The sequence below is a fragment of the Escherichia sp. E14S1 genome (assembly GCF_004211995.1).
Classification (GTDB): Bacteria; Pseudomonadota; Gammaproteobacteria; order Enterobacterales; family Enterobacteriaceae; genus Escherichia.
The window spans coordinates 361,136-376,587 of the sequence record NZ_RHJQ01000008.1; the positions used below are offsets into that span (position 1 = coordinate 361,136).

14 protein-coding genes are annotated in these 15,452 nt (G+C 45.9%); 11 read left to right on the forward strand and 3 right to left on the reverse strand.

The features are described from left to right. Nucleotide 1 precedes the first annotated feature (1 nt). From D9734_RS10595 to D9734_RS10620, 6 genes are read left to right on the forward strand one after another with little or no spacing between them, the layout of a single operon-like run. Nucleotides 2-1,039 (forward strand): glycosyl transferase family 2, encoded by a 1,038-nt coding sequence (locus D9734_RS10595; RefSeq protein ID WP_130207314.1) that lies wholly within the window; start codon nucleotides 2-4, stop codon nucleotides 1,037-1,039. Continuing rightward, entirely contained in the window at nucleotides 1,027-1,794 is a 768-nt protein-coding gene (locus D9734_RS10600; protein WP_130207316.1) for an NAD-dependent epimerase/dehydratase family protein, read from the forward strand. The genes D9734_RS10595 and D9734_RS10600 overlap by 13 nt, the downstream gene beginning before the upstream one ends. A gap of 1 nt (nucleotide 1,795) precedes the next feature. Beyond that, complete coding sequence (locus D9734_RS10605; RefSeq protein ID WP_130207318.1) at nucleotides 1,796-2,611, forward strand: TIM barrel protein; 816 nt, start codon at nucleotides 1,796-1,798, stop codon at nucleotides 2,609-2,611. Nucleotides 2,612-2,625: 14 nt separating this feature from the next. Continuing rightward, entirely contained in the window at nucleotides 2,626-2,982 is a 357-nt protein-coding gene (locus D9734_RS10610; protein WP_130207320.1) for an EamA family transporter, read from the forward strand. A gap of 5 nt (nucleotides 2,983-2,987) precedes the next feature. Further along, nucleotides 2,988-3,806, forward strand: coding sequence for a glycosyltransferase family 2 protein (locus D9734_RS10615; RefSeq protein ID WP_130207322.1), 819 nt, complete (start codon nucleotides 2,988-2,990; stop codon nucleotides 3,804-3,806). Further along, nucleotides 3,803-5,113 (forward strand): hypothetical protein, encoded by a 1,311-nt coding sequence (locus D9734_RS10620; protein ID WP_130207324.1) that lies wholly within the window; start codon nucleotides 3,803-3,805, stop codon nucleotides 5,111-5,113. The genes D9734_RS10615 and D9734_RS10620 overlap by 4 nt, the downstream gene beginning before the upstream one ends. Before the next feature lie 925 nt (nucleotides 5,114-6,038). On the opposite strand, the gene D9734_RS10630 is transcribed toward D9734_RS10620, so the two are convergent. Further along, nucleotides 6,039-6,281: a YfdY family protein gene (locus D9734_RS10630; protein ID WP_130207328.1), complete on the reverse strand. Its 243-nt coding sequence runs from the start codon at nucleotides 6,279-6,281 to the stop codon at nucleotides 6,039-6,041. Nucleotides 6,282-6,631: 350 nt separating this feature from the next. Between D9734_RS10630 and lpxP the strand changes: the two genes are divergently transcribed. Both lpxP and ypdK read left to right on the forward strand, forming a co-directional pair. Continuing rightward, nucleotides 6,632-7,552, forward strand: a complete 921-nt coding sequence (lpxP, locus tag D9734_RS10635; protein ID WP_130207330.1) for a kdo(2)-lipid IV(A) palmitoleoyltransferase — start codon at nucleotides 6,632-6,634, stop codon at nucleotides 7,550-7,552. A gap of 322 nt (nucleotides 7,553-7,874) precedes the next feature. After that, nucleotides 7,875-7,946: a membrane protein YpdK gene (gene ypdK, locus D9734_RS10640; RefSeq protein WP_010723117.1), complete on the forward strand. Its 72-nt coding sequence runs from the start codon at nucleotides 7,875-7,877 to the stop codon at nucleotides 7,944-7,946. Nucleotides 7,947-8,010: 64 nt separating this feature from the next. Here ypdK and alaC read toward each other — a convergent pair whose 3' ends face one another. Next, nucleotides 8,011-9,249, reverse strand: a complete 1,239-nt coding sequence (gene alaC / locus D9734_RS10645; protein ID WP_130207332.1) for an alanine transaminase — start codon at nucleotides 9,247-9,249, stop codon at nucleotides 8,011-8,013. A gap of 375 nt (nucleotides 9,250-9,624) precedes the next feature. Here alaC and ypdA point away from each other — a divergent pair, with 375 nt between their 5' ends. Genes ypdA through D9734_RS10660 form a run of 3 tightly spaced genes read left to right on the forward strand, consistent with a single transcriptional unit; the run spans nucleotide 9,625 to nucleotide 12,941 of the window. Then, entirely contained in the window at nucleotides 9,625-11,322 is a 1,698-nt protein-coding gene (gene ypdA / locus D9734_RS10650) for a two-component system sensor histidine kinase YpdA (protein WP_130207334.1), read from the forward strand. 14 nt (nucleotides 11,323-11,336) lie between these two features. Then, complete coding sequence (gene ypdB, locus D9734_RS10655) at nucleotides 11,337-12,071, forward strand: two-component system response regulator YpdB (protein WP_130207336.1); 735 nt, start codon at nucleotides 11,337-11,339, stop codon at nucleotides 12,069-12,071. A gap of 12 nt (nucleotides 12,072-12,083) precedes the next feature. Continuing rightward, nucleotides 12,084-12,941: an AraC family transcriptional regulator gene (locus D9734_RS10660; RefSeq protein ID WP_130207338.1), complete on the forward strand. Its 858-nt coding sequence runs from the start codon at nucleotides 12,084-12,086 to the stop codon at nucleotides 12,939-12,941. A 2-nt stretch (nucleotides 12,942-12,943) separates the two neighbouring features. On the opposite strand, the gene ptsP is transcribed toward D9734_RS10660, so the two are convergent. Beyond that, complete coding sequence (gene ptsP / locus D9734_RS10665) at nucleotides 12,944-15,439, reverse strand: phosphoenolpyruvate--protein phosphotransferase (protein ID WP_130207340.1); 2,496 nt, start codon at nucleotides 15,437-15,439, stop codon at nucleotides 12,944-12,946. Nucleotides 15,440-15,452: the final 13 nt, after the last annotated feature.

Here is a 15,452-nt window from a genome sequence, read left to right on the forward strand (position 1 = left end):
AATGAAAAGTGAATCTTTTGTATCAGTCGTTATTGTCATTCCAGACCACTTGAATGATATCTATACTCCTTTATCTAAACTTGCCTCACTTCTGGATACGCTATACAGTGATTACGAATTAGTCGTTATAGCACCGGGGTTAGACAGTACAAGTGCACAGGTAGAAGATCGTGTGTTGAAGGATATTCCTTGTGTACGAATAATCCAGCTATCCACTCCCGTATTTCATGATGTTGCGTTAGCGGCTGGATTAGAAAGTGCTATTGGTGATTTTGTTGTTTTATGGAATCCACTGGCCGATCCGGTAGAAGTCGTACCTCAAAGTGTTAACAAATGTCGTGAAGGTGCCGATGTCGTAATTGGTGTCTCGAATAGCGTTCGTTCACTACGTTATCGGATACTTCGTCGACTCATGAATGTTGCATTGCGCACCATAGATTATGAGATTCCTTCTAACTCAACGGGGTTACGTTGTTTAAGCCGTCGCGCTGTAAATGCCGTTACTCGAATCGGTCGATTTCACCACCAATTCTATCTTCGTATTCACAAAACCGGCTATCCAGCCGAAGCCCTCATCTACAACCCTCTGAAACAATCAGAGGGCGCCGGGGTAGTAAAATCATTACATCGATTGATGCACTTGGTAATATTTAACTCCACGAAGCCGCTACGTTGGATGTCTATTCTCGGTTTCGGCGGAAGTCTTGCAGGTTTTCTATTTGCTTGTTATAGCGTGTTGATCCATCTGTTCAGTGGGCTTGTTGTTGAAGGCTGGACAACGTCTATATTAGTTGTAACTTCATTATTTATAATTCAGTTCGTCATGATGGCTTTTTTTGGCGAGTATTTGGGACGCCTGCTAGATGAAAGCAACTCACAGGCAGAGTATGCAGTGGTTTATGAACGAACAAGTGAAGTCATGGTTAATACCGATAGGTTTAATGTTATGCACACTTCTCTGCCACTAGAGTCTAATTATGTACAAACTGGTCGTGATGGTTTAACACCACAGGCTATGGGGGAAGAATGGACGCATTGATTGGATATACCGGTTTTGTCGGTACAACTTTATTAAGACAACGTCGATTCGATGCACTATATCGCTCAACCAACATCGACGAAATTGTTGGAAAAACATTTGATACTGTAGTTTGTGCCGCTGCCCCTGCACAAAAATGGCTTGCAAATAAAGCCCCTGCCGACGACATAAAAAAAATCAATGACCTAATTGAAAAATTAAAAACCATATCTTGTCAAAAATTTATTTTGATTAGTACTGTGGATGTTTTTAAAGATCCAGTTAATGTTGATGAGACTACATCAATCGAAACAGAAGGATTACATGCTTATGGTGCACATAGATATTATTTAGAACAATTTGTTAGCAAACAATTCCATGACAATCTAATTATACGATTACCTGGCCTCGTTGGGCCAGGTCTCAAAAAAAACATTATCTATGATTTTTTGCATAAAAATAATATTTTACAAATTGAAAGTCGTAGTGTTTTTCAATTTTACCCGATGATCAACTTGTGGTATGACATTAACATTGCGCTACAACATAAATTATCACTGGTACATTTGACTGCGGCACCAATAAGCGTCGCTGATATAGCACAACATAGTTTTGGCTTCGAGTTTTGCAATCACATTCAGGATAAACCTGGATATTACGATATGAAAAGTTGCCATAGCCACCTATTTACTAACGATCATGACTATCAGTATAACCGTCGTGAATCATTGATGGCAATACGCGCTTATGCACAATCTGAAATAGGTAGTAATTAAAATGAGACTTTCACTCTCAGGTTTGGCCTGGAATATAACCAATGATGATTCTATCTGTCACCTACTACATTCCAGACAGATTGATGCAATAGATATTGTCCCTGGGAAATACTTCCCCAATCCGTTAGATGCTAGTGAACGCGAAATATTTGCCGTTCGTAATTACTGGCATGACAATGGAATTTCATTAGTTGGTATGCAATCATTATTATTTGGAACCCAAGGGTTAAATCTTTTTTCAACCAACGAAGTACAAAAAAAAATGTTGGTTCACTTACAGGCTATCAGTCGTATTGCTGCTGGTTTAGGAATTCCAGCATTAGTGTTTGGATCACCTAAAAACCGCGACCGAAAGGGATTATCTGATAGTATCACTCTTGAAACTGCAATAAATTTCTTTAATCATCTTGGTGATATTGCGCGGCAAGAAGGCGTTTATTTTTGCCTTGAACCTAACCCAGTCTGTTACGGGGCAAACTTTATGATTGACAGTGCTGAAACTGCTTTTGTTGTTCGGCAAGTAAATCACCCAGCAATTAAAATGCAGCTGGATACTGGTGCCATCATAATTAACAAAGAAAATATTAATGATATTCTTCAGCAAGACGCTGACATTATAGGTCATATTCATCTCAGTGAACCAGATCTGGCTCCTTTAGGCTGTAGTGGTGCGAACCATACACATATTGCTAATGCTCTCTTTCACGCATTACCGAACTCTATTGCAACAATCGAAATGCTCGATCCCCAAAATAAACATTCGCTTTCCTCTATTGAGGATGCTCTTGTTTTCGCAATTTCTCATTATCGCCAGTAGAAAGGGGGAATAGCATGAAGTGGCTCATTTTAATTCTTGGCATATTTTCTAATGCCTCGGCCAGTGTTCTTATAAAATTAGCAATTACCCCTCCCAGAAGGCTCCCAAGTTTGGCTGAACCTCTTGCCGCGCTTGCAAATTGGCCATTATGGTTAGGGATATTTCTATATGGAATTGCCTTTTTGTTATATGCTGTTGCACTGGCATTTTTACCTTTGAATGTAGCACACCCAATACTGACCTCTGGTGCAATTGCCTGTGTCGCATTATTCTCTGTCATTATTTTCCGCGAACCAGTTTACTGGTCTACCATTACTGGAATTCTGTTGGTGATGAGTGGTGTCGCCCTTATTACCCTTAAAGTTAAGTAAACATTATGACTGAATTCATATCTCAAACACTTCGCGCCAAATGGCAAGTCCCAGCCTACGAAAACCAAATGTGGCTTGGTAAAAAACACAATTATTGCGTCGTTATCCCCGTAATTAACGAAGGCAATCGTATACATAACCTATTAGCAAGAATGGCTGCCATAAATGTATCAACTTATGCGGATATAATTATTGTTGATGGTGGTAGCACCGATGGTTCTCTGAATCCCAATATCCTACAGGAAAAAGGTGTTCGTGGTCTAATACTGAAAACAGCACCGGGTAAGCTAAGCGCACAGCTAAGATGTGCCTATGCTTTTGCTCTTGAGCGAGGTTATGAAGGCATTGTGACTATTGATGGAAATGACAAAGATGATCCTGTAGCTATTCCACAATTTATCACAGCTCTAAAAAATGGTGTACATTTCGTCCAGGCGTCTCGTTTCCTTAATGGTGGTTTAGCAGAAAATACTCCTCTCACCCGAGATATTGCAATACGTTTTATCCATGCGCCTATGCTTAGTTTCTTTTCAGGATTTAAATGGACAGATACTACTCAAGGATTTAGGGGTTATAGTAGTAAAATGCTGCTTGACGAGCGTGTTGCACCGTTCCGAGATATTTTCTCATCTTATGAACTACTGGCATATCTTTCATACCGAGTCCCACAACTTGGTTATCGTTGCTTAGAAATTCCGACCATTCGTCGTTATCCTAAAGGTGAAATACCTACAAAAATAAATGGAATCAAAGGAAATTTTTCCGTATTGATTGTCTTATTTAAAGCGTGTTTTGGATTTTATAATCAGAGAAAAGGAAAATGAGAAATATAAACATCAGCAGTTATATTATTTTAATAATATTTGGCATGATAATTTTGGCTATGCGTTATACAACTCCAATCATCAACCCCTGGCTTTATGCGGAAGATGGCATCTGGGTTGCTAATGCATTGAATCATGGTTGGCTAGAAACCTTCATCAATGCCAGAGAAGATTATTTTGTATTCTTTAATATTTTCTTTTTGTTTGTATCAACATCAATCAGCAGTATTATAAGCGGGAGTCCATTATTACTTCTTCCGCAATCCCTAGCTATAGTATCGTATTTTTTCTATAGCCTAATGGCCGTTATGGCTTTTCATTTAATCATTAAAATATCCAATCCATTATTTTCTATTTTAGCATATTTCATAGCTCTCTTATTGCCTTTAGGTCATTCTCAATCTGAAAATATCGGTCATTTGCTACAAATTGGTTTTTACATGCCAGCTATAGCGAGTTCTCTTATTATACAGAGAGAGCACGTCAATAAAAAAATTGCTAAACTTATTATTGACATGATGATCTGGTTAACTGCCGCAACAAACCCAGTAGTATTTATAATTGTAGGAGTTTATTATTCCTTCAAGTTTTTAAATATTGAAAAAAAATATATTTTAATTAAAGATATGCTACCTTTAGCAATATCCATGGTCATATTAGCTTTATTTATACTTCCTCGAATCAACGGCTCTGGTGGACTTGGTGACGCTGGCTACAATCCTAATAACATTATTGAAATGGTAACGGCTCGACTGCTACTTTATCCATTTGTATTTCCGTGGTATGAAAAATTAAATGATTCAATATCGATAATTCTATCATTTGTATATATTATCTTTTGTACAACTATTATTTACAAAACTAAAGATGTAACAATAAAAAAACATTTACTTACTTTAGCGATCGCACTCTTTATCTGTCTTGTTACGACTGTTTTTGGTAGAATCGGCCTCAGTGATCTCCTGAATAACTATCAAACCACATTTCCCGATAGATATTTTGTAGGAACAAACTTTCTCTCTATCTTATTGTTCATAGCATGTTTATCTCAATGTAATTTCTCAAAACCAATCAGTTATTTATCTTATTTTATTTCCGGAGTGTTATTGTGTATTTATATTGTGAATGCAGACATAATATCAGAAAGTGAAATGGCGAAGAAAAACATTTTTTTAAATGATCATTTTTATTATTCAATATGTCACGCTGAAAAAATTGATAACGCAAATTCAGCCATACAAATCAAACCAGCAAACTGGGTTATGATTGTTCCAACAAACTTAATTAGCGAAATTCACTGCCACTAAAGTATTGCATGATTTATGCCCCGAAGCTGGGGCTTTAATTTTGCTAGTCACTTAATACAAATGACCAGAAACTAGCGATTCTTTTTTAAGCCGATACAGACTCAGAACTTCTTTTTACTTTCCAGATTCAGCTCTTGTATCGTCTTAACTGCTTTGTCCTGATAACGGTCATCTTCCTGTATTTTATATTGAACGGCATCCAGACAGACGATAGAACTTTTCCAGTGGACGTTGTTGCCACTGATTTAACTCAGAAATGGCCTTATTTGTCATGGCGATAATGGTCATAGCGGGCACGCTGAAAGCATATAAATCTTCAATCTCACTACAGAGATCCTGCAGCGTACCCCAGGCACTACAAGAGAATGATAATCCGTTCGATCTTATAGGGGAACGTGGTCTGGCGCCTTTTTCACTAATTGGGAGTCAACCGAGCGATTAGAGTCGCGTGACGTAGTCCATTCGAAACTGCCCGTTGTGGCTTTAATAATCTTTTTACTGGAACCGTTTTTAGACCTGGCTTCCAACTACTGAACCAGACGAGAGCCAAATTCCGCAGTCAATGCAGCTGAGGTTAACTATTTGATTAAATGATCTAAAATGCCGTCCTCATCCGTTAGCTCCGGACTGAAGCACCTAAGGGTTTTATCAAAATCGAAGGGCTGGACATACGTCATTCCTTTCTGATTGCAAGTTACTGAAATGCCCCAGAATTTCTCACACTCTCTTTTTTCGTGTTTGTACACAATTTTACGCAAAGACCTTTTATCGGAAATGACGTAAAAACGGCCACCAACTCAACAATAACGGTCATTTCCAGCCGATTGCTCTAAAGTGGCATTATATATTCACGAAATGGATGGTCACAGGTGAACAATCTCTTCAGTTGGTGCTCTGAACACCTGCCATTAAAATTTTCGCTCCACTACCGCCTTCCATACCCCACCATAAAGCGAATCATCAATCCGCAGGCTGGTGCAAGAAACATAAATATTCCCGTGACCAACTCATTGCCACTGGTTAACCACATCGTGGAGTAATAAATGAGTGTGGCAAGGATGACCATACCGAAAAATGAAGAGACAGCAGAAACTACATTTAATACCTGACCGATATATCCGCTAACGCAGACGATACACAGGGCGAGAAACATCCATAAATAAATCATAGCTCAACCTCCTGCCGTGCTAAAAAACGTGTTACTTCAATTACTCCAATAGTAAGACAATTCTTAACCACTGGCAATTTCAGCAAAATATCAATAAAAACAATATATTATCAACATAACTATAAATCACTGAAAATATTCACTTGAGTGATAAATAATCAGTAGCTGAAAATAATCAGCTGGTGATAAAATAGAAATACCGTATTCATGCTCCTCGTGGTTATGTCCTGACTAGTCTTTACACTCTTTACAGGAACCATTGTCGTACATGATGGCCCAATCAATTGAGTGTACCGCTGTAGACATGGAATCTTCTGCGATACAACAATTCGTATCTACAGAAGGTAACTATGTTTCCACAATGCAAATTTTCCCGCGAGTTCCTGCATCCTCGCTACTGGCTGACGTGGTTTGGTCTTGGCGTACTCTGGCTTTGGGTACAACTTCCTTACCCTGTTCTGTGCTTCCTTGGCACGCGTATCGGCACAATGGCCAGACCGTTCTTGAAACGTCGCGAATCCATCGCCTGCAAAAACCTTGAGCTTTGCTTCCCGCAGCTTTCCTACGAAGAGCGCGAGAAGATGATTACTGACAACTTTCGCTCGCTCGGAATGGCGTTGGTAGAAACTGGAATGGCGTGGTTCTGGCCAGATCGTCGCGTGCGTAAATGGTTTGATGTTGAAGGGCTGGATAACCTGCAACGCGCACAAATGCAAAATCGCGGCGTGATGGTTGTCGGTGTGCACTTTATGTCGCTGGAGTTGGGTGGCCGCGTAATGGGGCTTTGCCAACCGATGATGGCAACTTACCGTCCGCATAATAATCAACTGATGGAATGGGTACAGACCCGTGGTCGCATGCGTTCCAATAAAGCGATGATCGGTAGAAATAATCTGCGCGGCATTGTCAGTGCGCTGAAAAAAGGTGAAGCCGTATGGTTTGCTCCTGACCAGGATTATGGTCGTAAAGGTAGCTCCTTCGCGCCGTTCTTTGCGGTAGAAAATGTTGCTACAACCAATGGCACCTACGTTCTCTCTCGCCTCTCTGGCGCAGCTATGCTAACTGTGACGATGGTACGAAAAACCGATTATAGCGGTTACCGTCTGTTTATTACGCCAGAAATGGAAGGCTATCCGGCTGATGAAATTCAGGCCGCCGCCTATATGAATAAAATTATTGAGAAAGAGATTATGCGCGCACCAGAGCAGTATCTCTGGATCCATCGCCGCTTCAAAACGCGTCCGGTGGGTGAAGCCTCGTTATACGTTTAACAAATAACCCAGGCTTTTTCCCTCCTCAGATAAGCCATAATAACATCATGGTTTTTATGGCTTTTTTCTTAAGATTTTTCCCTTCGCTGAATCGTGAATTATTACTTCCAGAAATCAATCTGTCGCCGATATGCGACACTCGTAAGTTACTAAAAGTAAATAAGAAAATGCCACTTGTTTCGATTTAGTTTTAGGCGTACATTAGCGCCGTCTCGAGCCAATATGCTCAGAATTCTGAGGTGATGCCCGCGGGTGTCAGCTCACTGTAACAGGTGTAATGAAGTCATTCAGGCGTAACAGTAATTACGCGGAGAGATGTAAAGTGAAATATTTCTTTATGGGCATTTCTTTTATGGTCATCGTTTGGGCCGGTACTTTTGCCCTGATGATCTAAAAGTAAACTGCGAAACGAAAAACAGGAGCCATCAGGCTCCTGTTTGCATTTCTGGCGATGGTGTTTATTCCGCGTTTTCGTGAATATGTTTGCTGCTGACGGGCAGTAAGCCGTCAGCGCGGAACATCGCTTTAATTCCACGAATCGCCTGACGAATACGGTCGCGGTTTTCAATCAGCGCAAAGCGTACATGCGTGTCGCCGTAGTCGCCAAAGCCGATGCCGGGTGAGACACAAACCTTCGCTTCGTTAAGCAGCTTCTTGGCAAATTCCAGCGAGCCCATTGCCGCATACGGTTCCGGGATTTTCGCCCAGACATACATCGAGGCTTTCGGCATTTCAACCATCCAGCCCGCTTCATGCAGCCCTTTTACCAGCACATCGCGGCGACGCTTATACTGTTCGGCAATATCACGCACACACTGCTGATCGCCTTCCAGCGCCGCGATGGCGGCAACCTGTAATGGCGTAAAGGTACCGTAATCGTGATAGCTTTTAATACGTGCCAACGCGCTGACCAGTGTTTTATTGCCGACCATAAAGCCGATACGCCAGCCCGCCATATTGTAGCTTTTCGACAGCGTAAAGAACTCGACCGCTACGTCACGTGCGCCCGGCACCTGCATGATTGACGGCGCTTTCCAGCCATCGTAGACGATATCCGCATAGGCCAGGTCATGGACCACCAATACATCGTAGCGTTTCGCCAGCGCCACTACTTTTTCGAAAAACTCCAGTTCCACACATTGCGCGGTTGGGTTTGACGGGAAGCCAAGGATCATCATCTTCGGTTTCGGATAACTTTCACGAATAGCGCGTTCCAGTTCATTGAAGAAATCAACACCTTCCACTAGCGGCACTGAACGTACCTGAGCACCAGCAATCACCGCGCCGTAAATATGAATGGGGTAGCTTGGATTCGGCACCAGCACGGTGTCACCGTGATCCAGCGTCGCCAGCATCAGGTGCGCCAGCCCCTCTTTCGAACCAATGGTGACGATGGCTTCTGATTCCGGGTCGATTTCAACGTCGTAACGTTCCTGATACCAGCGGGAAATCGCGCGACGTAACCGAGGAATACCGCGCGAGGTGGAGTAACCGTGTGTGTCCGGTCGCTGCGCCACAGTACATAATTTTTCGACAATATGCGGCGGGGTCGCGCCGTCCGGGTTGCCCATACTGAAATCGATAATATCTTCGCCGCGCCGACGCGCAGCCATTTTCAGTTCAGCGGTAATATTAAAAACGTAGGGCGGGAGACGATCAATGCGCGTAAAGCGACGTTCAGGGCGTGTGTCAGCCATAATTTCCTCAGATTAACGTTAGCGCCCGGACCGTCCGAGCGACGCTGCCACGATGGTGGCTGTTTTGAAAATAGCCTGATTAATTTCTGTCTGTCCAGCGTTTTGGAAAATTTTTATTAATGCGAAAAAAGAGGAACAAAACCTTAAAAACAGGAAAGTCAGATTCGCCAACAAGAAAATTATCACCCATAACATTAACAATATAATTTCAATAAATTTACCAATTAGCTTGATGCTGACAAGAGATGCATTGCCAGTACACCATTTATCTTTCAATCCCCTTTTAAATTTGTGGTTTTTCCTCAAAAGTAGCGCACTGGTCATCAGCCTTCAGGTTACCTATCATAGAGGTTTAAACCTTATTCAGAGTCACCCGTGCACGAAATATTCAACATGCTGCTGGCGGTCTTCGATCGGGCAGCGCTAATGCTTATCTGCCTGTTTTTCCTCATCCGTATCCGCCTGTTTCGCGAGCTGTTGCACAAATCGGCGCACTCAGCGAAAGAGCTGCTCGCTGTTACCGCCATTTTCTCGATGTTCGCCTTGTTCAGCACCTGGTCCGGCGTACCGGTGGAAGGTTCGCTGGTTAACGTGCGTATTATTGCGGTGATGTCGGGCGGGATTCTGTTTGGCCCATGGGTGGGCATCATTACCGGGGTAATCGCGGGTATTCATCGTTATTTAATTGATATCGGCGGCGTGACGGCTATCCCCTGCTTTATCACCAGTATTCTGGCGGGATGCATCTCTGGTTGGATCAACCTGAAAATCCCCAAAGCGCAGCGTTGGCGCGTCGGTATTCTCGGCGGCATGCTCTGTGAAACGTTGACCATGATTCTGGTGATTGTCTGGGCGCCGACCACTGAGCTGGGGCTGGATATCGTCTCCAAAATCGGTATCCCGATGATCCTCGGCAGTGTCTGTATCGGCTTTATTGTGTTGCTGGTACAAAGTGTTGAGGGCGAAAAAGAGGCCAGCGCCGCGCGCCAGGCCAAGCTGGCGCTGGATATCGCCAATAAAACCCTGCCGCTGTTTCGCCATGTCAATAGCGAATCATTACGTAAAGTTTGCGAAATTATCCGCGATGACATTCACGCTGACGCGGTGGCAATCACCAATACCGATCATGTGCTGGCGTATGTCGGCGTGGGCGAACACAACTATCAGAATGGCGATGACTTCATTAGCCCGACTACCCGCCAGGCGATGAATTACGGGAAAATCATTATTAAAAACAATGATGAAGCCCACCGTACACCAGAGATTCATTCCATGCTGGTGATCCCATTGTGGGAGAAAGGCGTTGTGACCGGAACGCTGAAAATTTACTACTGCCACGCGCACCAGATTACGTCATCATTACAGGAGATGGCGGTCGGTCTGTCGCAAATCATCTCTACCCAACTGGAAGTTTCTCGCGCCGAGCAGCTACGGGAAATGGCAAATAAGGCAGAGCTTCGCGCCCTGCAAAGCAAAATTAATCCCCATTTTCTGTTTAACGCTCTGAACGCGATTTCATCGTCGATTCGTCTGAATCCAGACACTGCTCGCCAGCTAATCTTTAATTTGTCGCGCTATCTGCGCTATAACATTGAATTAAAAGACGATGAGCAAATTGATATCAAAAAAGAGCTGTACCAAATTAAAGACTATATCGCCATTGAGCAGGCCCGCTTTGGCGACAAGCTGACGGTTATCTATGATATTGATGAAGAGGTGAATTGCTGCATTCCCAGCCTGCTGATCCAGCCGTTGGTGGAGAACGCCATTGTCCACGGTATTCAGCCTTGCAAGGGAAAAGGTGTTGTCACCATCAGCGTTGCGGAGTGCGGTAATCGGGTCCGTATTGCGGTAAGAGATACCGGGCATGGCATCGATCCAAAGGTGATTGAGCGGGTCGAAGCGAATGAAATGCCGGGCAATAAAATCGGCCTGCTGAATGTGCATCATCGCGTGAAGTTGTTATATGGCGAGGGGCTGCATATCCGCCGCCTGGAACCAGGAACGGAAATTGCGTTTTACATTCCTAACCAACGCACCCCTGTCGCCTCACAGGCTACGTTATTGCTTTGAGCCGGAGTGATATTGTGAAAGTCATCATTGTTGAAGACGAATTCCTGGCACAACAGGAACTTAGCTGGCTTATTAAAGAGCACAGCCAGATGGAGATTGTCGGCACCTTTGACGACGGTCTGGACGTGTTGAAGTTTTTGCAGCATAACCGCGTCGACGCCATTTTTCTGGATATCAATATTCCGTCGCTGGATGGCGTGCTGCTGGCACAAAACATCAGCCAGTTCGCCCATAAGCCGTTTATTGTGTTCATCACCGCGTGGAAAGAACATGCAGTAGAAGCGTTTGAACTGGAGGCGTTTGACTACATTCTCAAACCGTATCAGGAGTCACGCATTACCGGGATGCTGCAAAAACTGGAAGCAGCCTGGCAACAACAGCAGACCAGCAGTACGCCTGCCGCGACGGTAACGCGTGAGAATGACACCATTAATCTGGTGAAAGATGAGCGAATAATCGTCACGCCAATTAACGATATCTATTACGCCGAAGCGCACGAGAAAATGACCTTTGTCTATACGCGGCGTGAATCCTACGTAATGCCGATGAACATTACCGAGTTTTGCAGCAAACTGCCGTCGTCGCACTTTTTCCGCTGCCATCGCTCGTTTTGCGTCAACCTGAACAAAATCCGCGAGATAGAACCGTGGTTTAATAATACCTATATTCTGCGGCTGAAAGATCTGGATTTTGAAGTGCCAGTCAGCCGCAGCAAAGTTAAAGAATTCCGCCAGTTAATGCATCTGTAATCGGGAACTTTCATGAAAGCAGCAGGCTTGCCCGCCGATCAACAATTTTTCGCCGATCTGTTCAGCGGCCTGGTGCTTAACCCGCAACTGCTTGGGCGCGTCTGGTTTGCCTGCCAGCCCGCCTCGCTGCCGGTAGGCAGTTTGTGTATTGATTTTCCCCGACTGGATATTGTGCTACGCGGCGAATATGGCAATCTGCTGGAAGCAAAGCAGCAGCGTATGCTGGAAGGAGAAATGCTGTTTATTCCGGCGCGCGCGGCTAATTTACCGGTCAACCACAAACCGGTAATGCTGTTAAGCCTGGTGTTTGCGCCGACCTGGCTGGGGTTATCGTTTTACGATAGCCGCACAACGTCGTTGTTGCATCCGGTTCGCCAGACCCAACTTCCCAGCCTGCAACGCGGCGAAGGTGAAGCGATGCTTACCGCCCTCACCCATCTTAGCCGTTCGCCACTGGAGCAGAGTATCATTCAACCGTTGGTGTTAAGTTTGCTGCATCTTTGCCGCAACGTGGTCAACATGCCACCGGGTAATTCGCAACCGCGCAGCGATTTTCTCTACCACAGCATTTGTAACTGGGTTCAGGATAACTACGCTCAGACGCTCACTCGCGAGAGCGTGGCGCAATTTTTTAATATCACGCCCAATCATCTGTCAAAACTGTTTGCGCAGCATGGGACGATGCGTTTTATCGAGTATGTTCGCTGGGTACGAATGGCAAAAGCGAGGATGATTTTGCAGAAATATCATCTGTCGATTCATGAAGTGGCGCAGCGTTGCGGCTTTCCGGATAGCGACTATTTTTGTCGCGTCTTCCGGCGTCAGTTTGGCCTGACGCCGGGAGAGTACAGCGCCCGTTTTCAGGGCTAAGTTTAGAAGGTTATTTCCGTTTCCAGCAGCGTCAGGATGCTTTGCGCATCACTTGCGGCGAAAAGCGACTGGCGGAAGTTTTTATTCACCAGTTTACGCGCCAGCTGCGAGAAGACTTTCACATGATTCATCCCTTCGTTAGCGCCCAGCGTCAGCATGATCACCAGTTCGACTTCGCCCATTTCTGACTGCCAGTCAACCGGTTTCACCAACCGGGCAATGCTGATACTGGAATGGCGGATCCACTGCGATTTGGTGTGCGGGATCGCCACGCCAAAACCAACGCCAGTAGTAACAATCTCTTCCCGCTGCCAGACATCTTCTTCCAGCTCGAACGGATGCTCAGTACGCCCGTTAACGCCGAGGTTACCGCACAGGAACTGAATCGCCTGCTCTTTATTGCTAAAGTCCTGATCAACGAAGATATTCTCCAGCGCCAGCAGTGGGCGAACGTCTTCTTCCGGCGTAAACGTGGTGAGTAACGCTTCAATTTCCTGCGCGCTGCGGCATTCACATGCCTGACGCGCCAGTTCCCGACACGCCTCGCTATCCAGTTGACGAAGCTGGCTTTTCACCGCCGGAATGCGTGGGCTACTCATGCTTAGCTCATCCAGGCCCAGCCCAAGCAGAAGCGGCAGATAACGGCTTTCACCACCCAGTTCACCGCAAATACCTACCCATTTGCCCCGCTGATGCGCAGTGGTAACTATCTGCTGCAACATGCGCAGAAACGATGGCGAGATCGGGTTATACAGCGGCGATACCCGCGGGTTATTACGATCAACCGCATACAGATACTGGGTCATATCGTTGGAGCCGATACTGAAGAAATCGACCTCATCGCAGAAGTGATCGATGATGTAGCACACCGACGGCACTTCCACCATGATACCCAGCGTAATCGTCTCTGCATGACGCAGGCCATCGCGCTTAAGCTCAACGATCGCTTTTTGGATCTCGCCTTTCACCCATAAGATCTGATCAAGGCTGTGGACCATCGGGATCATCAACTGGGCGTTGCCGAAACTGGCGGCGCGCAAAATCGCCCGCAGTTGAGTGCGGAACAGGCCAGCAAATTCCGGATAAATACGTACCGCACGATAGCCGAGGAACGGGTTCTCTTCCTGGGGAATGTTGAGGTAAGGAATGTTTTTATCACCGCCGATGTCCATCGTGCGGAAGATAATCGGTTTGTCGCCCGCCGCCAGTAATACCTGCTGGTAGGCTTCAAATTGCTCCTGTTCGTCCGGTGCGCTGTCACGATCCATATAGAGCATTTCGGTACGAAACAGCCCGACGCCTTCCGCGCCGTTAGCAAACGCGCCTGGTGCTTCCAGAGCAGTGCCAATATTCGCCGCAATATCAATACGCTTGTTATCACGGGAATAGGCCAGCTGCGCGGCGGCCTGCGCCTGTTGCTGCTGACGTTTATCCGCCAGCGTCTGCGCAACCTGATAATAACCGCTCACCGCGTCATCAGGATTTACCGCCAGCACGCCGCACTGGGCGTCAAGCACCGCCGGTTGTCCGGCATAACGGGCAATCGCATCCAGCGGCAGGCCGCTCAAAACCGGGATCGCCGAGGCGCGGGCCAGAATCAGAGTATGCGAGGTGCGCCCGGTTTTCTCCAGAATCATACCCGCAAGATTTTTTAAATTGAGGCTCAAAAACTGGCTAGGGGTTAAATCTTCAGCCACCAGAATGGTCGGTTTTTCGAGCACCAGATTATTACGCGGCTTCAGTTCCGGCCAGGTAATATGCAGCAACTGTTCGCTGATATCACGAATGTCGCTGACCCGCTCGCGCAGATAATCGCTGGCAGAGGCAGAAAGTTTGGCGCAAACCTGCTCCATATTGCTGATGATCGCCGCTCCCAGCCCCTGATGCTGTTCTGCCATCAGGCGACGGATATTCCCTGCAAATTCATCATCCTGAATCAGCGACAAATGGGCGCTGAGGATGGTTTTGCTTTCGCCGTCACGCTCGCGCAACTGCTGGTTCAGTTGCTCGGCAAGCGTTGCCAGGCTGTGTTCCAGCCAGGTGGAGTCTTGCGCACTGGCCGGGATTGCCCGATAACTGTCGAGGCTGTTGCTCTGTAACAGGGTCAGCGTACCCACGCCGACGCCGCTTGCCAGCACATTGCCGTACAGTAAATCAGGGTTCAGGCGGCTTAATGAACGCGGCAGCGGGTGCGCCGTCAGTTCTGCCTGCGTCGGCTGGACGCTGTCGCTGTCGATAAAGCGCACCTGGATGTACTCTTCCAGCACGCGCCGCGCCTGCTCTTCATCGCTGCCGCTAATGTTCAGGCTGCAACTGTCATTAAATAATGTGCCGGTGCCAATCAGCGCCAGCGAACTTTTGGCATCCGCCTTCGCGTTCTGGCGATGGTTGATGAAGGTGATTTCGCTTTGCCAGTGGCTGCACTGCTCTTTAAGTTCCCACGCCGGACGAGCATGCAGACCGTTTGGCAAAGGACAGAGAAATTGAATCGTTAACATAACCGCTCCGGGT

What these genes read in the sequence shown, in the direction of transcription:
- D9734_RS10620 (WP_130207324.1), top strand. Translation starts at nt 3,803, where the DNA reads ATGAGAAATATAAACATCAGCAGTTATATTATTTTAATAATATTTGGC.
- lpxP (WP_130207330.1), top strand. Translation starts at nt 6,632, where the DNA reads ATGTTTCCACAATGCAAATTTTCCCGCGAGTTCCTGCATCCTCGCTAC.
- D9734_RS10615 (WP_130207322.1), top strand. Translation starts at nt 2,988, where the DNA reads ATGACTGAATTCATATCTCAAACACTTCGCGCCAAATGGCAAGTCCCA.
- D9734_RS10630 (WP_130207328.1), bottom strand. Translation starts at nt 6,281, where the DNA reads ATGATTTATTTATGGATGTTTCTCGCCCTGTGTATCGTCTGCGTTAGC.
- alaC (WP_130207332.1), bottom strand. Translation starts at nt 9,249, where the DNA reads ATGGCTGACACACGCCCTGAACGTCGCTTTACGCGCATTGATCGTCTC.
- D9734_RS10600 (WP_130207316.1), top strand. Translation starts at nt 1,027, where the DNA reads ATGGACGCATTGATTGGATATACCGGTTTTGTCGGTACAACTTTATTA.
- ptsP (WP_130207340.1), bottom strand. Translation starts at nt 15,439, where the DNA reads ATGTTAACGATTCAATTTCTCTGTCCTTTGCCAAACGGTCTGCATGCT.
- D9734_RS10595 (WP_130207314.1), top strand. Translation starts at nt 2, where the DNA reads ATGAAAAGTGAATCTTTTGTATCAGTCGTTATTGTCATTCCAGACCAC.
- D9734_RS10610 (WP_130207320.1), top strand. Translation starts at nt 2,626, where the DNA reads ATGAAGTGGCTCATTTTAATTCTTGGCATATTTTCTAATGCCTCGGCC.
- D9734_RS10605 (WP_130207318.1), top strand. Translation starts at nt 1,796, where the DNA reads ATGAGACTTTCACTCTCAGGTTTGGCCTGGAATATAACCAATGATGAT.
- D9734_RS10660 (WP_130207338.1), top strand. Translation starts at nt 12,084, where the DNA reads ATGAAAGCAGCAGGCTTGCCCGCCGATCAACAATTTTTCGCCGATCTG.